Origin of the sequence: Streptomyces silvisoli (assembly GCF_029269905.1) — a bacterium.
In the GTDB taxonomy this organism is placed as follows: Bacteria; Actinomycetota; Actinomycetes; order Streptomycetales; family Streptomycetaceae; genus Streptantibioticus_A; species Streptantibioticus_A silvisoli_A.
In genome coordinates this window covers 24,437-43,025 of record NZ_JARJBC010000039.1, presented here as the reverse complement: position 1 = coordinate 43,025, position 18,589 = coordinate 24,437, and the positions used below count along the sequence as shown (strand labels likewise).

The 18,589-nt window shown below is 68.5% G+C and carries 15 protein-coding genes and 2 pseudogenes; 9 read left to right on the top strand and 8 right to left on the bottom strand.

Annotation, left to right across the window (positions count from 1 at the left end; translation table 11 throughout):
* Window positions 1–258 precede the first annotated feature (258 nt).
* Window positions 259–1,092 (bottom strand): LysR family transcriptional regulator, encoded by an 834-nt coding sequence (locus tag P3G67_RS34615; RefSeq protein WP_276097047.1) that lies wholly within the window; start codon window positions 1,090–1,092, stop codon window positions 259–261.
* Window positions 1,093–1,226: 134 nt separating this feature from the next.
* Between P3G67_RS34615 and P3G67_RS34610 the strand changes: the two genes are divergently transcribed.
* Window positions 1,227–2,093, top strand: a complete 867-nt coding sequence (locus P3G67_RS34610; protein WP_276097046.1) for an NAD(P)H-binding protein — start codon at window positions 1,227–1,229, stop codon at window positions 2,091–2,093.
* Window positions 2,094–2,836: 743 nt separating this feature from the next.
* Here the strand turns inward: P3G67_RS34610 and P3G67_RS34605 are convergent.
* Window positions 2,837–3,619 carry an alpha/beta fold hydrolase gene (locus tag P3G67_RS34605; RefSeq protein ID WP_276097045.1) on the bottom strand — a complete coding sequence of 261 codons (783 nt, stop codon included), beginning with the start codon at window positions 3,617–3,619 and terminating at the stop codon, window positions 2,837–2,839.
* A gap of 267 nt (window positions 3,620–3,886) precedes the next feature.
* Here P3G67_RS34605 and P3G67_RS34600 point away from each other — a divergent pair, with 267 nt between their 5' ends.
* Entirely contained in the window at window positions 3,887–4,810 is a 924-nt protein-coding gene (locus tag P3G67_RS34600; protein ID WP_276097044.1) for an AraC-like ligand-binding domain-containing protein, read from the top strand.
* A gap of 177 nt (window positions 4,811–4,987) precedes the next feature.
* On the opposite strand, the gene P3G67_RS34595 is transcribed toward P3G67_RS34600, so the two are convergent.
* Window positions 4,988–5,737, bottom strand: a complete 750-nt coding sequence (locus tag P3G67_RS34595; RefSeq protein ID WP_276097043.1) for an SDR family NAD(P)-dependent oxidoreductase — start codon at window positions 5,735–5,737, stop codon at window positions 4,988–4,990.
* A gap of 475 nt (window positions 5,738–6,212) precedes the next feature.
* Between P3G67_RS34595 and P3G67_RS34590 the strand changes: the two are divergent.
* Window positions 6,213–6,415: pseudogene (locus tag P3G67_RS34590) on the top strand (helix-turn-helix domain-containing protein); the annotation flags it as partial.
* 18 nt (window positions 6,416–6,433) lie between these two features.
* On the opposite strand, the gene P3G67_RS34585 reads toward P3G67_RS34590, so the two are convergent.
* A complete protein-coding gene (locus P3G67_RS34585; protein WP_276097042.1) occupies window positions 6,434–7,993 on the bottom strand; it encodes a flavin-containing monooxygenase in 1,560 nt (519 codons plus the stop codon).
* Between the two features lie 847 nt (window positions 7,994–8,840).
* Here P3G67_RS34585 and P3G67_RS34580 point away from each other — a divergent pair.
* The 3 genes and pseudogenes from P3G67_RS34580 (at window position 8,841) to P3G67_RS34570 (ending at window position 11,668) form a co-directional block, all read left to right on the top strand.
* A complete protein-coding gene (locus P3G67_RS34580; protein WP_276097041.1) occupies window positions 8,841–9,923 on the top strand; it encodes a PP2C family protein-serine/threonine phosphatase in 1,083 nt (360 codons plus the stop codon).
* Window positions 9,924–9,955: 32 nt separating this feature from the next.
* On the top strand, window positions 9,956–10,285 hold the full coding sequence (locus tag P3G67_RS34575; protein WP_276097040.1) for a hypothetical protein: 330 nt from the start codon (window positions 9,956–9,958) through the stop codon (window positions 10,283–10,285).
* A gap of 251 nt (window positions 10,286–10,536) precedes the next feature.
* A pseudogene (locus tag P3G67_RS34570) lies at window positions 10,537–11,668 on the top strand (PP2C family protein-serine/threonine phosphatase).
* Window positions 11,669–11,715: 47 nt separating this feature from the next.
* Here P3G67_RS34570 and P3G67_RS34565 read toward each other — a convergent pair.
* A complete protein-coding gene (locus P3G67_RS34565) occupies window positions 11,716–13,104 on the bottom strand; it encodes a condensation domain-containing protein (protein WP_276097048.1) in 1,389 nt (462 codons plus the stop codon).
* Between the two features lie 749 nt (window positions 13,105–13,853).
* Here P3G67_RS34565 and P3G67_RS34560 point away from each other — a divergent pair.
* Window positions 13,854–14,051, top strand: coding sequence for a hypothetical protein (locus P3G67_RS34560; protein ID WP_269857653.1), 198 nt, complete (start codon window positions 13,854–13,856; stop codon window positions 14,049–14,051).
* Window positions 14,052–14,491: 440 nt separating this feature from the next.
* Here the strand turns inward: P3G67_RS34560 and P3G67_RS34555 are convergent, their stop codons facing one another.
* Together P3G67_RS34555 and P3G67_RS34550 are read right to left on the bottom strand one after the other, a co-directional pair.
* Complete coding sequence (locus P3G67_RS34555; RefSeq protein ID WP_276097039.1) at window positions 14,492–14,812, bottom strand: NIPSNAP family protein; 321 nt, start codon at window positions 14,810–14,812, stop codon at window positions 14,492–14,494.
* A 47-nt stretch (window positions 14,813–14,859) separates the two neighbouring features.
* On the bottom strand, window positions 14,860–15,828 hold the full coding sequence (locus P3G67_RS34550; protein ID WP_276097038.1) for an NADP-dependent oxidoreductase: 969 nt from the start codon (window positions 15,826–15,828) through the stop codon (window positions 14,860–14,862).
* A gap of 140 nt (window positions 15,829–15,968) precedes the next feature.
* On the opposite strand from P3G67_RS34550, the gene P3G67_RS34545 reads away from it, so the two are divergent.
* The gene (locus P3G67_RS34545; RefSeq protein WP_269857586.1) at window positions 15,969–16,349 is read left to right on the top strand and encodes a winged helix-turn-helix transcriptional regulator; all 381 of its coding nucleotides are present in this window, start codon (window positions 15,969–15,971) and stop codon (window positions 16,347–16,349) included.
* 159 nt (window positions 16,350–16,508) lie between these two features.
* On the opposite strand, the gene P3G67_RS34540 is transcribed toward P3G67_RS34545, so the two are convergent.
* The gene (locus tag P3G67_RS34540) at window positions 16,509–17,537 is read right to left on the bottom strand and encodes an aldo/keto reductase (RefSeq protein ID WP_276097037.1); all 1,029 of its coding nucleotides are present in this window, start codon (window positions 17,535–17,537) and stop codon (window positions 16,509–16,511) included.
* A 112-nt stretch (window positions 17,538–17,649) separates the two neighbouring features.
* Between P3G67_RS34540 and P3G67_RS34535 the strand changes: the two genes are divergently transcribed.
* A complete protein-coding gene (locus P3G67_RS34535; RefSeq protein ID WP_276097036.1) occupies window positions 17,650–18,252 on the top strand; it encodes a TetR/AcrR family transcriptional regulator in 603 nt (200 codons plus the stop codon).
* Window positions 18,253–18,589 lie beyond the last annotated feature (337 nt).

Genomic DNA, 18,589 nt, shown 5'->3' with positions numbered 1-18,589 from the left:
CGGTTCGACCAGGGCCCACTCATCATCCGTCAGATCGCCACGCGCCATGCCCCTGGCCTACCAGGCCACGGGACACGGCGCGGCCGAATCCACCAACTCGTGATCGCAACTACGAACACGCTCTAGTGCTGTGGCGGCGTACGCGGTCTGCCAGCGGGAACGCCCACGGCCGAGTCGCTTGCATAGCCCGCGAGGCGTCGCATGGCCTGCTCGCCCGCCGCGTTTCCCCCGGCTGGCTGGCTGCTGGACGGTTGCGAGTCACTCGGCACTGGCGGCACGGACGAGCGCGGAGGTGGCGCTCGACCGGGACGTTTGCGGCCACGCGATCACCAATGTCGCTGGCGGCGCGTCCACGACATCGCGGTAGACGACACCCGCACGCGGGTAACGGTTGACGACGGATTCCGGCAGGAGTGTGATCAGTTCGCCGAGTTCGACGAGCTTGAGCAGTTGGAGCAGGTCAGTTGCCGAGTGCCGGCCGGTGCCGAGGTACCGGTGGTATGTGGCCCGTTGCCCTGGCTCGGTGACCGGGAGACCGAGGTCGGCCAGGCTGACGCGGTCCCGCGCGGCAATGGGGTGTGTGGCGGCGAGGGCGACCACGAGTCGCTCGACGGCCACTGTCTCGGTGTCCAGACCGGTGTGGTCGAACGGTTCGTAGACCAGGGCCACGTCGGCTTCGCCCTGGCGCAGCAGGCCGGGTTGCTCCCCCCACCCGCACAGCCGGATCGTGATCGGCTTGGAGCCGGGCTCGGCCGCGTAGCGCTCCAGGATCGTTTCCAACAACCCGGCGTCAGCGTCGGCCTTGACCGCGAGGACGAGTTTCGATTCCGGGACTGCCGCGCGTTGCGCTCGTCGCGTGGCGGCGTCAAGGGCGTCCAGCGCGATCCGGCCCTGGTCGAGCAGCACGGTCCCGGCCGGGGTCAGCGCGACGCTGTGCGTGGTCCGCTCGAACAGGACGACACCCAGCTCTGTCTCCAGCCTGCGGATCGCTCGGGAGAGCGGGGGCGGGGACATGCCCAGTCGCTCGGCCGCGCGTGCGAAGTTGAGTTCTTCGGCGACGGCGACGAAGTAGCGCAGTGCTCGTGACTCCACGACAACCGCCTCCGACCGGTATTACCGTCAGAGTAACGCCCCGGACCGGAACGGTCCTTCCGTTCCCATCTGCCGGGGCGCATTGTCGACATCGCGCCCAGCACTGGGCAGATGCCGAATGGAACGGGATTTTCATGATCGTCGTCACTACTCCGACCGGCCGGATCGGCCGACAGATCCTCGACCTCCTCGTGGGCGGCCCGGAAGACATCCGGGTGATCACACGCGACCCCGCGCGGCTCCCCCCGCACGTACGCGAGAGTGTCGAGGTCGTGCCGGGGTCGCACCACGACAGCGCTGTCGTCGATGCGGCGTTCACCGACGCCGACTGCGTGTTCTGGCTGGTGCCCCCGAACCCTCGCGCCGAGCGCCCGGTGGACTACTACCTTGCGTTCACCCGGCCGGCCTGCGAGGCGATCACCCGCCACGGCGTTCGGCGCGTGGTCGGTGTGTCGAGCCTGGGGCACGAGTACGGCCACCATGCCGGGCTGCTGACAGCCGCGTTCGCGATGGACGGTCTGATCGAAGCCACCGGGGTCGGCTACCGGGCCCTGCGTCCGCCGTTCTTCCTGGAGAATCTGCTCGGCCAAGCCGAGCAGATCAGGGACCGAGGGGTGTTCTCGCTGGCGAACTCCGCTGATCGGCCGTTGCGGACGGTCGCAACCCACGACATCGCCGTGGCGGCTGCCATGCTGCTGCTCGACGCGTCCTGGAGCGGGCAGAACAGTGTGCCGGTGATCGGCCCCGACGACCTTTCCCCCAACGACATGGCGCAGGTCATGTCCGACGTGCTGGCCAGGCCGATCCGCTTCCACCAGATCAGCGCCGCGGACTACAAGGCGATGGCGCTGGCGCACGGAGCCGCCGAAGGATCCGCGCAGGGCCTGGTCGACATGGCGGTGGCACAGAACGACGGTATCTACGACGGTAGTTCGCCTACTTCTGGGCGCACCGCGACCGGCTTCCGCCAGTGGTGTGAGGACGTGCTCCGCCCGGCCTGACCTGAGCATCGCTGTCCCGCCGACTGGGGACGACCCGGCAGGCACCCACGAGAGGAAAGCACCGCCCATGGCCACAGAGCCCAGCGGCGAGTCGACCAGCCGGACCGCAGCCACCCACCGCTGGAGACTGCACTACAACGAGGCCCGATGGGGCCACCGGTAGTCCTGCTGCATGGCGTGGCTCCTGGCACCACCAGTTGGACCGGCTTCGCCCCCAACATCGGGCCGCTGTCCTCACCGCCCCGACCCTCCTGATCCATGGCCGCGACGACCGGGTCGTCAGCCACGAACACGCCCTGCACCTGGCCTCGTTGATCCCACACTCACGACCGCACCTGTTCAACCGGTCCACAAATGGGCGCAGTTGGAGCATGCCGCGGAGTTCAACCTCCTCACCGAGCAGTTCATCTCGCACTGCTGATGCTTGCCCGAACTCTCTGCCGGGGGTACCGCACACGCCAACAGGCGACTGTGAACGCGAGTAGCCTGTCTCGGCATTCGGGTTGCCGTCAGCCGCACGATCCAGTCAGCAAGTCACCAGGCGGTCCGTCGCCCACGATGATGTCGCGCGTGACGTTGACGGGAGGGCTGGCGGCGGCCATGGTGCGAACCCTCCTGCAAGCGCTGGACATCGACACGTGCCTCTGCGGCGACCGCTGCCGGAGACCCGCCTGTCGCCGGGCCGTGTGCCCGGCCCGGGACGGCGCGCGTCCCCTGTGCGGACTACGTTCCGCCGGTGCCGCTCATGCGCTGTGCCGCAGGAAGGCGCTCAACGGGCCGTTGACCTGATCGGGGTGGGTCAGACTCGGGGTGTGTCCGGCGCCTGGTACCACGATCAGTTCCGACGCTCCCGGCAGACGATCACGGAGCATCTGTCCCAGAGGCAGCGGGACCGGCTGGTCAACCTGGCCGTGCACGATCAGCGCCGGCTGGGTGATCTCGCCGAGGCGGGCAGAGATGTCGTCGACGCCCATGAGCACGGCCACCGCGTCGGCCAGCCGCTCCTGCGGCTGCTCGTGCCAAGTGCGCAGCCAGTCGTGGTGGATCTCGGGCTCGCCGAGCAGCATGCCGAGCAGGGCGGGGGCCACCGCATCCGGTCCGCCGGTACGGAAGCCCTCGCTGACGCCGCTCATCTGGGTCAGTGCCTCCTGCGGCCAGGCCACCGCCGCGGTGTCGATCAGGACCAGGGCCTTGATCCGGTCGGGCGCGCGCAGAGCCGCGCGGAGCGAGAGGAAGCCGCCCTGGGAGTGCCCGACCAGGGTCGCCCGCTCGACGCCGAGGTGGTCGAGCAGGCCCAGAAGGTCGTCGGCGGAGTCCCAGTAGGTGTAGAGAGCGCCATCGTCCTTGGTACGGCCGTGCAGGCGCTCGTCCCAGACCACACATCGGAACTCGCCGCGCAGCGCCTCGACTTGCGGTACCCACATCTGGCGGTTCATTAGGTTGCCGTGACTGAAGACGACGACGGGGCCGTCGCCTCCGGTGTCCTCGAAGCACAACTGCTGACCGTTGACTGACGCGAAAGGCATCGGTTATCTCCTAGCGGGGTAGCTGGTTCGCTCGGCGTCCCGCCTCCGAAGGGCGGCCCGTCGAACGCCTCCAATATGCCGGGCGCGCCCTTGGCGGGGTTTGTCCTCGCGCGCACGGCTGATTGTCGGTACGCGCACGGGAATCCGCTGACTGCGCGGGGCGTTCCCCAGCCAGGCGAAGCTGAGGCGATCGCCAACGGGCATACGCGGGGACGCGAAGGAGAGAGCGAGACCATGACCGTCGTCCTACGGACGCAAGACCACCCGGTGGCGGAACGGCGCGCGTTCTGGCAGGACGTTGTCTGTGACGGTTTCGTGCCCGTTCACGTCAAACCGCTTCAGGATGAGCCGTTCCGCGGAGTCATCAGGGCCGACCGTCTCGGTGCCGTCCGGGTGTCCGAAGTGTCGGCCGATGCCAACCGGGTCGACCGGACGCCACGGCTGATCGCTCGCTCGGATGCTGAGTACCTGCTCGTGGGCGTACTGGAGCGTGGCCGCGCGGTGATCAGTCAGGATGGGCGCGAAGCGGTTCTGCGCCCCGGGGACATCGCGTGCTACGACACCACCCGCCCCTACACGCTCTTGTGCCGCGAGGACCTCTCCATGCTGGAGTTCATGCTTCCGCATCGACTGGCGCATCTCGACAGTGGCGAGACCGTGGGGGTGACTGCGACCCGTTTCCCCGCCACCGAAGGAGTGGCAGCCCTGGTCTCTCCGTTCCTCACCCGCCTGGCCAGGCACTCCAATGACTACGTCGACAGCGCCGAAAGTCTCTCCCGGACCACCGGTGACCTGCTCGCCACGATGCTCGCCGAGCGGCGGCCACGTCCAAGCAGTGATCTGCAAGCCGCTCGTCGTACCACGCTCCTGCGCGTCCGCGCCTACATCGACCAGAACCTGGCGGACCCCGATCTATCCCCAGAGCGGATCGCTAACGCACACCACGTCTCACTGCGGTACCTGCAAAAGCTTTTCTCCGAGGAGCAGACCACGATCACGGCCTGGATCAGGCAGCGCCGTTTGGAGGGTTGCCGACGCGATCTGGCCGGTCCGTACGCGGCCGACCGCACGGTGGCATCGATAGCAGCCCGCTGGGGCTTCATGGACCCTGCTCACTTCAGTCGCATCTTCAAGGCCGCCCACGGCCTCAGCCCCAGCGACTACCGATACGCCCACAGCGGCGGGCGGTGAGCCGTCCCTTCCTGTCCCGCGTGGCAACCCGAGTCCCGCATGCCGACAAGACGAAAGCAAGCGTTGACCGGATCGCGAACACCGTGCGGAAGGTCGCGATCATCACCGACGCCCGCAAGGCATCGGCGCCGCCCTTGTCAGTGGGCTGCGTCTCCGCCCGGGAGGCGCGGTTACGCCTTACCGGGTCAGTGCTCCACCGTCGACGGGAAGGAGCACGCCGTGGATGTAGGAGGCCTTGTCGCTGGCCAGGAAGACCACGGCTTCGGCGACCTCCTTGGCGGTCCCGGGGCGCCTGGCGGGGTAGTTGGCGGTGAGCTGCTCCGCCCGTTCCCGCATGTGTGTGTTCAGCTCGGTGGCGGTGGGACCGAGGAGGACGGCGTTCACCCACACGCCTCGGGGGCCTGGTTCGGCGGCCCAGGACTTGGTCAGGGAGTGCAACCCGGCTTTGCTCGCACCGTAGAGAGCGAAGGCGGCCTGGCCGATGGAGCCGACGATCGGGCCGATGTTGATCACCGAGCCTGCACCACGTTCGACCATGCCAGGTACCAGCGCCGCGGTGAGGAGGAACGGCACCTTGATGTTCAGCCCCAGCATTTGGTCGATCTGCTCCTCGGTGGCCTCCAGCATGGACTGCGCAGGCAGGATGTATGCCGCGTTGTTGACCAGGATGTCGATGTGTCCGCCCGCCGCGGCCAGCGCGTCCCGGGCGAGGAGTCGTACCCCGTCGTCGGTGGCGAGGTCTACCTTGACGAACTCGGCTCGTCCGCCCTGATCGCCGATGCGGCCGGCAACCTCGGTACCGCGACCGGCATCTCGACCGGTCACGACGACGAGCGCTCCTTCCCTCGCCAGAGCCTCGGCTATCGCTCGTCCGATCCCTCCGGTGGCGCCCGTGACGAGGGCGGAGCGTCCTTGCAAACGTGTCATTGCTTCCTCCAGGTCGAAAGATCAGACGGCTGTTCAGCCGTTGACGTGGGCGGACTTGCCATTTGCGGTTGCGCCGCCGCGTGTGCGCTTCCGGCTCGCTGTCTCGCGCTGCACGTGACGCTCTGAACGGGCGGCCGAGGCGAGCGTGACTGCGAGGAGGCCGACTAGAGCCGCTGCAGACGGGCCCGAGTACCTGATGCCCGGCGCCGAGGAGTTCACGGGCGGCGGCACCACCGACGCATCCGGTCGCGCCGGTGACGAACACACACGCATGGCGCGCTCCTTCCACACAGCGAGGGGCAACCCGCCCCATTCGGCACCCACACGGTGCCCGGCCGGTGACTCCACGGTGCGATCAACGAGCGCTCGGCATCCAATGATGGTTTGACAAGACGTCATACTCTCTGCGCATCACCGCAGTTCGGGCGTTCCCTTGGGCATTGGTCAACGTCCAGGCGAGGGTTACGCTCGACACATGCCCGACTCGCCACTCCCTCAGGCGAACTTCGACCTGCGGTTGGTGCGGTGTTTCACCATCGTCGCCGAGCACCAGCACTTCGGCCGCGCTGCCGAAGCCCTCCACACCACCCAGCCGTCCCTGAGCCGGCAGATCCGCCGTCTCGAACGGCAGTTGGGTGCCGCCTTCTCGACCGAGGCCCCCAAGGCAGCCGACTTACCCTGTCAGCCTGCCGGTGGTCATTCGGGCAGGTGGGAAGGTGGGCGTCGGAGTTGGGGTTCCGTCTGGGCGGTTGCCGGGGCATCGCGCTGGGCTGGGAGGGCGGCGCGCGGGTACCACGTGTAGGCGGCGGGATCGAAGGCGGCAAGGCTGCGGCGCAGGCGGCGGGTGGACCAGGGCCAGCAGAAGGTGTTCAGGCCCGCGCCGTCGAAGTAGTAGCTGGCATGGTCGGTTGTGTACACGGTCGTGGTCAGCGCCGTGTGGAGGGCGGCGTTGTGTGCGTGTTGGACCTCACGCCGCACGTCCAGTGCGGCGTGGTCGCCGCGACACAAGTGGGCGAGGGCGGCGGTGATGTGGCGTAACTGGGCTTCGACGACGGTGGGCACGGCAGTGGTGCCGTGGAGGATGTCCGGCCCGGGCAGTAGGAAGAGGTTGGGGTAGCCGCTGACGCTGGTGCCCAGGTAGGCGTGGCGTCCGTCGCGCCACGTGTCCGCCAGGCGTTGACCGCCCAGTCCGTGCAGATGGGCGGCGATGGGCAGATGGCCGATGTGGAAGCCGGTGGCCAGGATGACGGTGTCCGCACCGATTCGTCGTCCATCGCCACCCACGATGTCGTTCCCTTCCACCCGCGTGGCCCGGGTGGGGTGTAGACGCACATGGGGCTGGCTGATGGCCCGGTAGTAAGTGTCGGACGTCAGCAGGCGGCGGGCGCCGAGTCGATGAGGTGGGGTGAGGTGCTGACGCAGCTCGGGGTCGCGGACCGACCGGCGCAGGTGCAGGCGGGCTGCGGCCTCCAGGGGAGGCAGCATCCACGGGTGCCGCAGGGTCAGGCCAATGGCTTCCTGTGTCCCGGCCTGCAGCCCCCGCGCAAGCCGTCGGAGGGCGGGGCGCTGATACAGAAGGTTGCGCAGGCGCTCAGGGAGTGCGTGGTCGGGTTTGGGCAACACCCACGGGGCGGTGCTTTGGAAGATGTCGACGCGCGCCGCATGACGCTGGATGGAGGGCAGGAACTGCACAGTGGAGGCCGCATTGCCGACCACGGCGACGCGGCGGCCGGTCAGATCAGCCTGGTGGTCCCAGCGGGCTGAGTGGAAGACGGCACCGGGGAAGTCTGCCATGCCCGGCAGGTCGGGGTAGCGGGGCCGGTGCCAAGGGCCGGTGGCCACGATAACCGCACGGGCGGAGTACGTGCCTGCGCTGGTGTCGAGATGCCAGTGGCCGCTCCGGGCGTCCCAGCGTCCGCCGCGGACCTCGACTCCATAGCGGATCATTTGCTCGATGCGGTGCTCGGCGACGGTGGAACGGAGGTAGGCCAGGATCTCCGGCTGACTGGCGAAGGTGCGCCGCCACGGACCGGGCGCGAAGGAGTACTCGTACAGCAGGGACGGCACGTCGCAGCCGCAACCGGGGTAGGTGTTGTCGCGCCAAGTCCCGCCCAGTTGGTCGGACTTCTCCAGCACGACGATGTCCTCGAATCCCGCCCTGCGCAGCATGACGGCTGCGCCGAGGCCGGACAGACCGGCGCCGATGACTGCGACCTCTGCCTGGTGAGAGGTCTCCCGACCGGGATCATCGACCACGTGTGTTCCCCCATATCGCGATCGCCAAGGGGCACAGAACGTAGCAATGCCCAGGACCGCGGGGCACCACACGGACCCACGTACGGGTGGGGTCTCAGCGAATGCACGTCAGATTACGATGCCCTGTGCTTGCTTGCGGGGCGATTCGATGGAGACTGGCCTGCCCGCTTCACGCGCGGGCCGCACCGCCCACAACGAAGGCGACGTGTCGGCCGCGCAGGCGCCGCTCGTCATAACCCGTACGGCCGCTGTACGGATCAGCCATACGGCGCTCCCTACGCCGACGTCTCCACCCGCAACCCCCCGGCCAGCCGATCGCCGACCTCGACGACGAGCGGATCCAGTTTCGGTCGAACCCAGCAGGTCCGAGACGGCTGCGCCGTCGCAGGAACACCCGCCGCACACCACGCCACGACGTGCACGATATCGGCCCACCGGGCTCCCGAAAGGAAGGCACGAAGAAGGCGATCACCCCGCGTCCGTGCCGCCCAGGGGAAAGATCAAGCCTGCAGCCAGGCTAAGAATCGCCCACAGAGGGAAATCTCAAGTCGTAGGATTGCTATAAAAGTCTTGACATGCCCTCGCTGGATGGTCGGGTTGTGCTGCTGAACCACATCAGGCTGGTTGCCTTGCCCAAGTGCTGCCGGAAGTGCTTGTGTGCAGGCCGCGTGATGGGATCCGCCGAAGCCTTTCGTCGGGCCTCGGCACAGATCATCGTGCCGTGGGCCGTTTCTCCAAGGCGTCCACTACCGCGACCCCGCCTGCACCGGAGCGCCCCGTGAAACTGCCCGGCCGTCGTGGAGCCGAAGACCGCGGCACAGCACAGTTGCCTGCTCCGCCGGCGTGGATGCGGTGGCTACCGGCCATCTACGTCGCAGCTGTCCTGGTGCTCGAACCGGTCACTCCCGTGCAGTGGCCGGTGAGCTTCCTGCTCATCGCCCTCCCCGTGGTCGCTGCCTTCGCCCACACCCCCGCCGTCGTCGCCGGCATCACGATCTTCGCCGTCACGTTCGAAGGCGTCCTGGCCGGCACTCCCTGCTGCGCAGGCCGCTCCGTGGGTTACTTGTGGGAACGCCACTATGTGGCCGTGTACGTCTCCACCGCCTTGGTCGGCGCCCTCGGCACGATTCTGGCTGCGCACCGGACGCGCCGGGAGCGCACTCTCGCCACCGTTCGCTCCGTGGCCGAGACCGCGCAGCGTGTGCTGCTACGACCGGTGCCCCATCGCCTCGGCCCGGTCATCGTGGAATCCCTCTACCTGTCAGCCGCCGCGGAAGCACGCATCGGCGGCGACCTGTTCGAGGCTGTTCCCACCTCGCACGGGGTCCGCCTGCTCATCGGCGACGTCCGCGGCAAGGGCCTGTTCGCGGTGGAGACGGCCGCGACGATGCTCGGGGCCTTCCGGGAGGCCGCCCACGAGGAGCCCGATCTTGCCGGGGTGGCGCGCCGGATCGAGAGGAGCATGAACCGCAGAGCCGCGCAGCTTCCAGGCAGTGATATGGAGGAACGCTTCGTCACTGCGGTGTTCGCCGAGATTCCCGACCGCGAACCCGTGGTCCGGATCGTCAACTGCGGCCACCCGCCGCCCCTGCTCATCGGCCGCGATGGTGTCACCGAGTTGGATCCAACCGATCCCGCACCGCTCATCAACCTCGGTGGTCTGCTCGGAGACGAGTACCACATCGACGTGGAGTCCTTCCATCCCGGCGACCAACTGCTGCTGTACACCGACGGTGTTACCGAGACACGGGACCGCACCGGAGCCTTCTACCCACTCACCGAGCGCATTCGGTCATGGGCCGCCCTTCCTCCTCGTGAGCTCCTCGACCACTTGCACCAGGACCTGCTCGCCTACAGCGACGCGCGCCTCGATGACGATACCGCCGCCCTCGCCGCGTACCGTCTCCCCGAGGAAACCCGCGACTGCTAGTCGTACTGGTGCTGACGGGCTTTCTGACGATCATGGATGCCCTGACCTACCCGTACCAGGTGCTGGGCCGCTACGGTGTCAGCGCCGAGGCGGAGGTCAGCGCCGTTCACGTGGTGCACGGCAAGCACGGCGGCACCTGGACCTGCGACGTCCGACGGCTGAACGGCGTGCCGCTGGCCCACCGGCAGACGGCCGACGACTACGCCTGCGCTGGCCCGTCCGCCGTCGGGCAGCAGCTCGTCGTGCTGGGCGCCGCCGTAGGACTCTTCGCGCTCACCACGTACGGCGTGGCCCGTCTGGGTCCCCGCCGCGCTCGTCGCCCACTCACCAACGCATCACCGGCGAACCCGGTCAGCGCATAACCCCATGGCCGATGCCTGCGAGTGACTCCCCGCCCGGCTACTGCGGCATCCGGCCCGAACCGCCACCACGCCGGTCGGCACAGGTGTGGTGGGGCCGAGCGGACGCCGCTGACGTGAGGGGCGCCGGGATCGGTGTGAGACTGGGCGCGGAGGAGGTGATCTTCGTGCCCGGCGGACCGCACGTGCCCGCAGGCCGAGCCGCCCGGTCCGGCGTCGGCATCGACGAAGAGCGGCTGGAGGAGCTGATCTCCATGGCGCACACCGCCATGCCGACGGATCTTTCGGGCGTGGTGAACCAGTGCGTCTCAACCCTCGGCATGGACTCTGCCGTGATCTACCTCGTCGATCTGCAGCAAAGGCTGCTCGTCCCACTCGACGAGACGTTCCAGACACTGCCGGTCGACGGCTCGTTGGCAGGCTGGGCGTACCGCACGGTCTCCTTGCGGGTCACCGACTACGAGGACGGCGTAATCGTGTGGGTGTCTCTGGTGGACGGCGCCGAGCGGCTGGGAGTGCTCGCCGTTCGGACCGCGACGCTCGACGGTTCTCGATTGCGCCGCAGCCGGATGCTGGCGGCCCTGCTCGCGATGGTGATCACCTCCAAACGCGCCTACAGCGACTGGCTCGCCGCCAGGACCCGCACCGAGCAGATGCAACTGCACGCCGAGTTGTGCGGGCCTTCCTGCCACCGCGCACCATCGGCAACCGCGACTGCGTCTCGACCGCGGTGCTGGAGCCGGCCTACGGGCTCGGCGGCGACGCGTTCGACCACTCGGTGGTCAAGAACATGCTCCACACCGCAATCTTCGATGCCATGGGTCACAACCTCGCTTCGGGTCTGACCACCTCGGTCGCCCTCGCGGGCGCACGCAACGCCCGCCGCAGTGGCGCCGGCCTGCCCGAACTGGTCGGCACCGTCGATCAGGCCCTCGCCGGGTGGCTTCCCGACCAGTTCTGCACCGGTATCCTGTGCCAACTCGACGTCACCACCGGCTCGTTGCGCTGGATCAACTGCGGCCATCCGCCGCCGCTGCTGATTCGTGACGAGCGGGTCATCGACCACGCTCTCGTCGGCAAATCACAGCCGCCGATGGGGCTGCCCGCTCAGCTCGCACCGGCGAACCGGCAGGTCCACGAAGCGGCGCTCGAACCTGGCGACCGGGTTCTGCTGTATACCGACGGCGTCACAGAGGCGCGCAGTGAAGGGGCATGGAGTTCGGCCTCGACCGGTTCACGGACTTCATCATCCGCTCCACCGCGGCGGGCCAGCGCCCGGCCGAGGTGTTGCGACTGCTCATCCACGCCATCCTCGATCACCAGCGCAACGAACTGCGGGACGACGCCACCATCCTGCTTTTCGAATGGCGGCCGCAGCGGCGGTGATGCGGTACGTCCCGGGGCCGTCGTCTCCGAGTACACACCTGAGGCACCTACGACCGGTCTCCTCTCGCCACCGAAACGATGATTTCCCGCAACCGCTCGGCATACAGCCGCATGTTCTTGTACGCGACGTCGGTGTGCGGGTAGCGGCCGGCGAACTGCAGGCCCTCGTGCAGCCTGGTGATCCACGCGCACACCTGGTCGCCGTACGAAACCCGGACCAGTCCGTACGCCTTCAGGGCCTGCCACCGCTCCGAGCCTGGAACACCGCGCGCGTCGACGAACGAGACGATCGAGTACAGGTCCGGAGACGTGGGCCGGAAGTCGGAGCCCAGCAGATGGAGCACGCGGGGAATGGGCGTCCGTGCCAGTGCCCGGTTCTCCCTGAGCGCAGCGCGGACCATCCGCAGGGCGTCGGTGAAGTCCCTCGCTTGCGCCACGGGAATCTCGATCGGCGCGCCACCCACGTACCAGCCCAGCGAGTCCGACCACCGGGATGGCACCCTGGTGTGGAACGGCACGATGGTGCGGTACACCTCCTGTCCGCTGAGCTCGCGAACGACGAGGCCGGTGGCCGCGAGGACACCTATCACACTGCCGCCGTACGGACGGCAGTACGCCTCGAAGGCTGCCGCTTCCGCGTCGTCCACGAGCATGTCCCGCATGAGCCTCTGGGCGGGCAGCGGCCCTGCGGGGTCGAGACCGAGATCGACGGGAAAGCTCGGCAGTTTCCCGCCGCATGCGGCGATGAACTCCCGCCAGCGGGCCACGACCGCGTGCGCGTCGTCGAGTTGGTCTGCCTTGGTGCGCTCGGCTGCGCAGAAGTCGACGTAACTGGCCACCGGTGTCGTCTCCACGGGGCGGCCTTCGAGGCCGGCCGCGTAGAGTTCATGAAGTTCGGCGGTGATGCGCTGGATCGAGTACGCGTCGACGTTGCTGTGGTCGAACGCCATGTAGACACTTGTGCAGTCGCCACGGACTACTGCGGTGTAGATGAAGTTCGGCCAGGTGAGGGCGTCCGCCACGACGTCGAACCGCTCCTGCAAGTACTGGGCCAGCATCGCCGCGTCGGCGAAGTCGCCGATGTCCTCCCGGTGCAGCGTGACGGCATCAGCCTCCAGTGTGAAGCGCCGCATGTCGTCGCCGACCCAGCGGAAACCGCTGCGCAGCGTCTCGTGTCGCAGCGTCCAGGCGCACAGTGCCTGCTGGAGGACGTCCAGATCGACCTCTCCGGGGATGTCGAACGCGGTGCCGAGCCAGCTCGGTACCGACAACCCGGCCTGGCGTACCGCTCGTGCCGTCCGGACGTGGGCCTCTTGTACGTATGCGGGTGGGCGGGAATCATCCGGCGAGCCGGTCGCTGCCTCGACGGTGGCGGGGTGCAGGGTCCACTCCACGAGACGTCCAGGCCGGACCTCACAACGCTGGATGTCGGTCATTCGCACGTCGGGCTCTCCGTTCGTATGCCCTCGGCACCGGGTCGGGAGTGGGGGCGAGGGATCAGCGCGTGGCATCGCTCGATGACACGCCTGGACCAACGATCGGATGATCCGAAAGGGAACGCCGTCGAAGGCGCGCGCCGACTGTGTCGTTCATCGCGGTGGCATCGGGGCGCAGCGGCGAAGCGGCGCCTGATGCCATCGTCGTCACGGGTGTTCTCCGGCCGCGCCACGTCGAGTTGCTGGTGCTACGTAAAGGAAGGCCCCGTGTTGCGATAGGGACTGGAACTCGCGGGCGAAGTGGGGTCGGTACTCGCGGAGGGTTGACCGCTCTCGGCACGGTGTCGGTCAAGTGCGCCTCGCATCTCACGTTTCGAGGCCTGGGACGCATCCACGGGACCGGTGGAACGCACGGTGTGTCGCCCAGGTGGTTATTTGCCCGCACCGACCGGGTCGACAGTGGTGGTGAGGGGCCGAACACGGGAACGTCGATGTCCAGGGACATCGTGTGGGAATGGGTCTCGTTCGGCGGGGTGACCACGACACTGGTGAACGTCACCCCACTGCCGCCAGAGCGTTACCCGTGAGGTATGGCTAGCCTAAGTGGTCGTCTCTAGGTGGCGCCCGCCGATGGTTCGCGTCACCCGTACGGCCTAACGCCGGGTTCGCTCCGCATGCTGCGGTTGGGCCGCCTGCATGATGGTGATGGGGCCTGGACCCACAGGCCCATCACGGATGAGGTGATCGCAATGAAGGAATCACCGGACAAGGAATCGTCAGAAGAGAAGAGCCAGCCGAAGCGCCTCTACACCGGGGCGGAACGCCCCTTCGATCCTGAAGACCTCGTGATGGCGTCGGGACACGACGTGACTCCTGAACGGCTCGAACTGGCGAAGCGACACATCGAGGAGAAGGGCGCCGCCGCACTGGAGAGATACCTCCCGTAGCCGTGCACCACGGGCCGCCCGTGACCCGGCGGGAACTCCCCTTGGACCCGGTCGCGGGCGGCCATCAGCAGACAACGGCGGCACCGCCCGTCGAACACACCCGGGGACTCGGTACACGCACTCACGCCTCCGTTCGGACTCATCCGACCGGGGCGTTCGTCATGTCTGGAGGTATCCCGACAGGCTGCACGGCATCGATGTCAGCTCGTACCAGTCCGCCAACCGCCCACCGGCGGCGTGACTTCGCGTTCATCAAGAGAAGCGAGGGCCTGGCACACCTCGATCCGCGACGGGTCTCCATGACGCCATGCGTCGCCCGTGGGGGGGCGCCCGACCGTCCCATGGGTTTTGCGGACGCGCCCGGTGCACGCTGGTAAGCGGCGCGCGGGCTGGTCCCAGCGTCGGGCGAAGGAGACTCCGCGACCAGGTACGTCGTCGAGTCACTGCAAGGGCGAGGCGGGCGTGGGGGCGGCGCGGGTGACGACGGACTTCTCGGGGAGAAGCAACTCGTGCACCACCGGGCCGATCTCGTTCTTCCAGCGGCCGCTGTCGTAGACCGCAGAGGACTGCGCCTCGCGCTGGGCCTCGTCCTCGAAACGCCTGATCCACACGTAGCCGTCTTCGTCCTGCTCGTCGGTGAACGAGGCGACGACGGTGATGCCCTTCGAGGCCTGGAACGGGACCACCACGTCTTCCATGTAGCGAATCCACTCCTCGCGGCGTCCGGGCTGGCTCTGGTAGTAGCGGATCTCGTAGAGCATGGGGTTGCTCCGGTCTTTCGGATTCCGTCGCGGGTTCGCGGTGGGGGTCAGGCGTTGGTGCGGAGGACGAGCTTGCCGCGGGTGCGGCCGTGCTCTCCTCGTACGTGGGCCTTGGCGGCCTGCTCCAGCGGGAATGTCTCCTCGACCTCCACCACCACCTTGCTGGCGTCGATGAGGCCGGCGATCCGGCTCAGTGCTGGGCCGTCCGGTTCCACCAGGAGGGGGCTGACCCGCACCCCGAGCGCCTTTGCGGCCTCGGCCAGTTCGGGTGAGACGCCGGCCGGGACGGCGACGAGCAGGCCGTTCGGACGCAGGACCTCCAGCGAGCGCAGACTGGTCTTGTCGTGGGCGTCGCCGACCAGGTCGATGACGACGTCGACCTCCCGTGCGGCGTCCTCGAAGCGGACGGCCGTGTAGTCGATGACTTCGTCGGCGCCGAGTTCCCTGAGCCACGTGTGGCGGGCGCTGCTCGCCGTGGCGATGACCTGCGCACCCAGGTGCTTGGTGAGTTGGACCGCGAAGTGGCCGACGCCACCGGCGGCGGCGTGGACCAGCACGCGCTGCCCGGCGCGCACATCGGCGGTGTCCACCAATGCCTGCCAGGCGGTGAGGGCGGCGAGCGGTACGGCGGCGGCCTGCTCGTGGCCCACGGTGGCGGGCTTGCGGGCGAACTGGCGGGCGGGAGCGGTGACGTACTCGGCGTAGCCACCGGCCGCGCGCGGGAACCACGGCATCCCGTACACCTCGTCGCCCACGCGCAACGTGGTCACGCCGAAGCCCACTGACTCCACCACGCCGGAGACGTCCCAGCCCAGCATGAAGGGCGGCTCGCCCAACACTCCCGCCATGCCGCCGCCGCTGCGGGTCTTCCAGTCCACCGGATTGACACCGGCTGCGTGCACGCGGACCAGCACCTCCGTCGGCAACGGCTCGGGCCGGGGCACCTCCTGGACCCGCAGCACCTCCGGGCCCCCGAACCGGTCCTGAACCACCGCGCGCATCATGGCTGCGGACATACGTCATCTCCTGGGATCGCACCGTGCGAAAGGCCGTCGGCGGCCTTTCCGTTGACGGCGACGAAGCTATCCCCGGGGGCGTAGTTACCATCAAGGGCTACTACTTCCCTTTGGAAAGTACCCTGGTAAGGAGAGTTCGGATGACGACCAGCTGCTCGTCCGGCCAGCACGCGCACCACGACGTCTACGCCGCCCAATGTCCGTGCCGCGCCCTGCTCGACCTACTCGCCAACAAGTGGTCCGCACTGGCCATCGGCGCACTGGAGGAGGGACCGCAGCGGTTCGGAGCACTCCAGCGCCGGCTCCAGGGCGTCAGTCCGAAAGTCCTGACCCAGACCCTGCGCCGCCTCGAAGACTTCGGTCTCGTCGACCGCACCGTCTACCCGGCTGTCCCCCTCCACGTCGAATACGCCCTCACTTCTGTCGGCAGGAGCGCCGCCGTCCCCCTCAACCTCCTACGCACCTGGGTCGAGGAGAACTTCGACAACGCCGCCCCGGGGGAGCCGGTCCTCGGGGCTTGAGGGCGAGCGCGTCCACACCTGCGCAAACGGCCGACCGTCGCGGCAACCCGCACCGCATGGGACACCTGCCGTCCGTGAGGGGGCAGGCCGTCGAGTGGACGACGCGGTTCTCAGCGGAGGTTCCATACCTCCCGAGGACTGGCCGTGCCCGAGGACACGTCAGGCGGCGGAGCGCTCGTCGGGCAGGCGGCGGCGCAGCGCGGTCCGCTGGATGGCGGGTGGGTTGTAGGCCATGTCGAGCGTCCCGACGTCGGTGCCAGGGGGCACGATGGCGTCGATCCGGTCGAGGATCTCGTCGGTCAGCGTGATCTCGGCGCCCGCGAGCAGGTCGTCGAGGTGGCCCATGGTGCGCGGTCCGATGATCGCGGAGGTGACGCCGGGGTGGGCGATCGCGAAGGCCGTCGCCAGGTGCGTCAGCGACATTCCGGCCTCCTCGGCGATCGGGATGAGCTGCTCGACAGCATCAAGGCGGCGCTCGTCGCTCAGGTGCTTGAAGCCGAAGCCGGCTCGGTGAGTGTCGATCTGCTGGCCCCTGCGGTAGCGGCCGGTGAGCAGGCCCCCGCCCAGCGGGCTGTAGACCATGACGCCCATGCCGTAGCGCTCGCAGACGGGCAGTACCTCGCGCTCGATGCCGCGGTTGAGGATCGAGTACGGCGGCTGCTCGGTACGGAACCGCTGCAGGCCGCGTCGCTCGGCGACCCACTGCGCCTCGACGATGTCCGAGGCGGGGACGGAGGAGGCGCCGATGGCCCGGACCTTGCCCGCGCGTACCAGGTCGGTGAGGGCTGAGAGGGTTTCTTCCACGTCGGTGTCCGGCGCGGGCCGGTGGATCTGGAACAGGTCGACATGGTCGGTTCCCAGGCGGCGCAGGGAGCCCTCCAGCGCACGGACCAGCCATCGCCGCGAGTTGCCCTGCTGGTTGGGGTCGTCGCCCATGGGCTGGTGCGCCTTGGTGGCGAGCACGACGTTGTCCCGACGCCCCTTGAGGGCCTTGCCGACGATCTCCTCGGACTCGCCGCGTGAGTAGGCGTCTGCGGTGTCTACGAAGTTGATACCCGCGTCCAGCGCCTTGTGGATGATGCGCGCACAGTCGTCGTGGTCGGGGTTGCCAATGGCTCCGAACATCATCGCGCCCAGGCAGTAGGGACTGACCTTGATGCCGGTTCGGCCCAGCGTGCGGTACTTCATGGTTCTCCTCGTGCGTTGGCTGATGCCCAATGCCGCGCTACGCTACGCAAGCGGAACAGTGTTCCAGTAAGACGATACGGAACAGCGTTCCGGTTAGCAAGAGGAGTACACCGTGAACGATGCGCCGACGGACAGGGAGCGTCCCCGCCAGCGCGTGCGCGCCGACGCGCAGCGCAGCATCGACACCCTGCTCACCGCGGCCGCAGAAGTGTTCACCGTCTCCGGCGTGGACGCCCCCGTACGGCAGATCACCGCCAAGGCGGGCGTGGGAGCGGGCACCCTCTACCGGCACTTCCCGCAGCGCTCGGACCTCATCGCCGCCGTCTTCCGCCACGAAGTGGACGCCTGCGCCGACGCCGCCCCCTCTCTCGTGGCCCAGTGCGAACCGGTCGACGCGCTCGCCCAGTGGCTGCGGCGCTTCGCGGGCTTCATCGCCACGAAGCGCGGACTCAGCGCCGCCCTGCACTCGGGAGACCCGGCCTACGACAGCCTGCCCTCCTACTTCCAGCAGCGCTTCGTGCCCGTCCTGGGCACCCTTCTCGACGCCGCGGCGAAAGCCGGTCAGATCCGCTCCGACATCGACCCCCAAGACCTGCTGCGCGCCGTAGGCAACCTCACCCTGCCGGCCCAGGAGGACGACAACGGTCACACGCAGCGCATGATCGCCCTGCTCATCGACGGACTCCGCTACGGCGCCCACGCCAGGCCTGTCTGAGCAGCCGCCCCGGCACGGCCCGCGAGGAAGACCTTGGACCGCCCCCGCCACGGAACCGCAGGGCCGCGAAAGCGGCACCGCACCGCGCCCCCGCGCCGCCCGAAGTAGGCCCGACGCCGACAGCAGAGGGCACCCCGTCGGGCGGGAATGAACGGCCCCACGGCCGACGTTCCCCAGATAAGTGTCATTTACAACTATTCACTGTGGAGGTGCCGCCACGCCACGCAGGTTCGCACGGAAGCGCGCCGCCCAGTACGAGGCCGTCGGCCGCGCCCTTCTCGCCGAATACACCGTCGCCCAGCTCAGTCAACGCCTCGCCGCGACCAGCAGCCAGCCG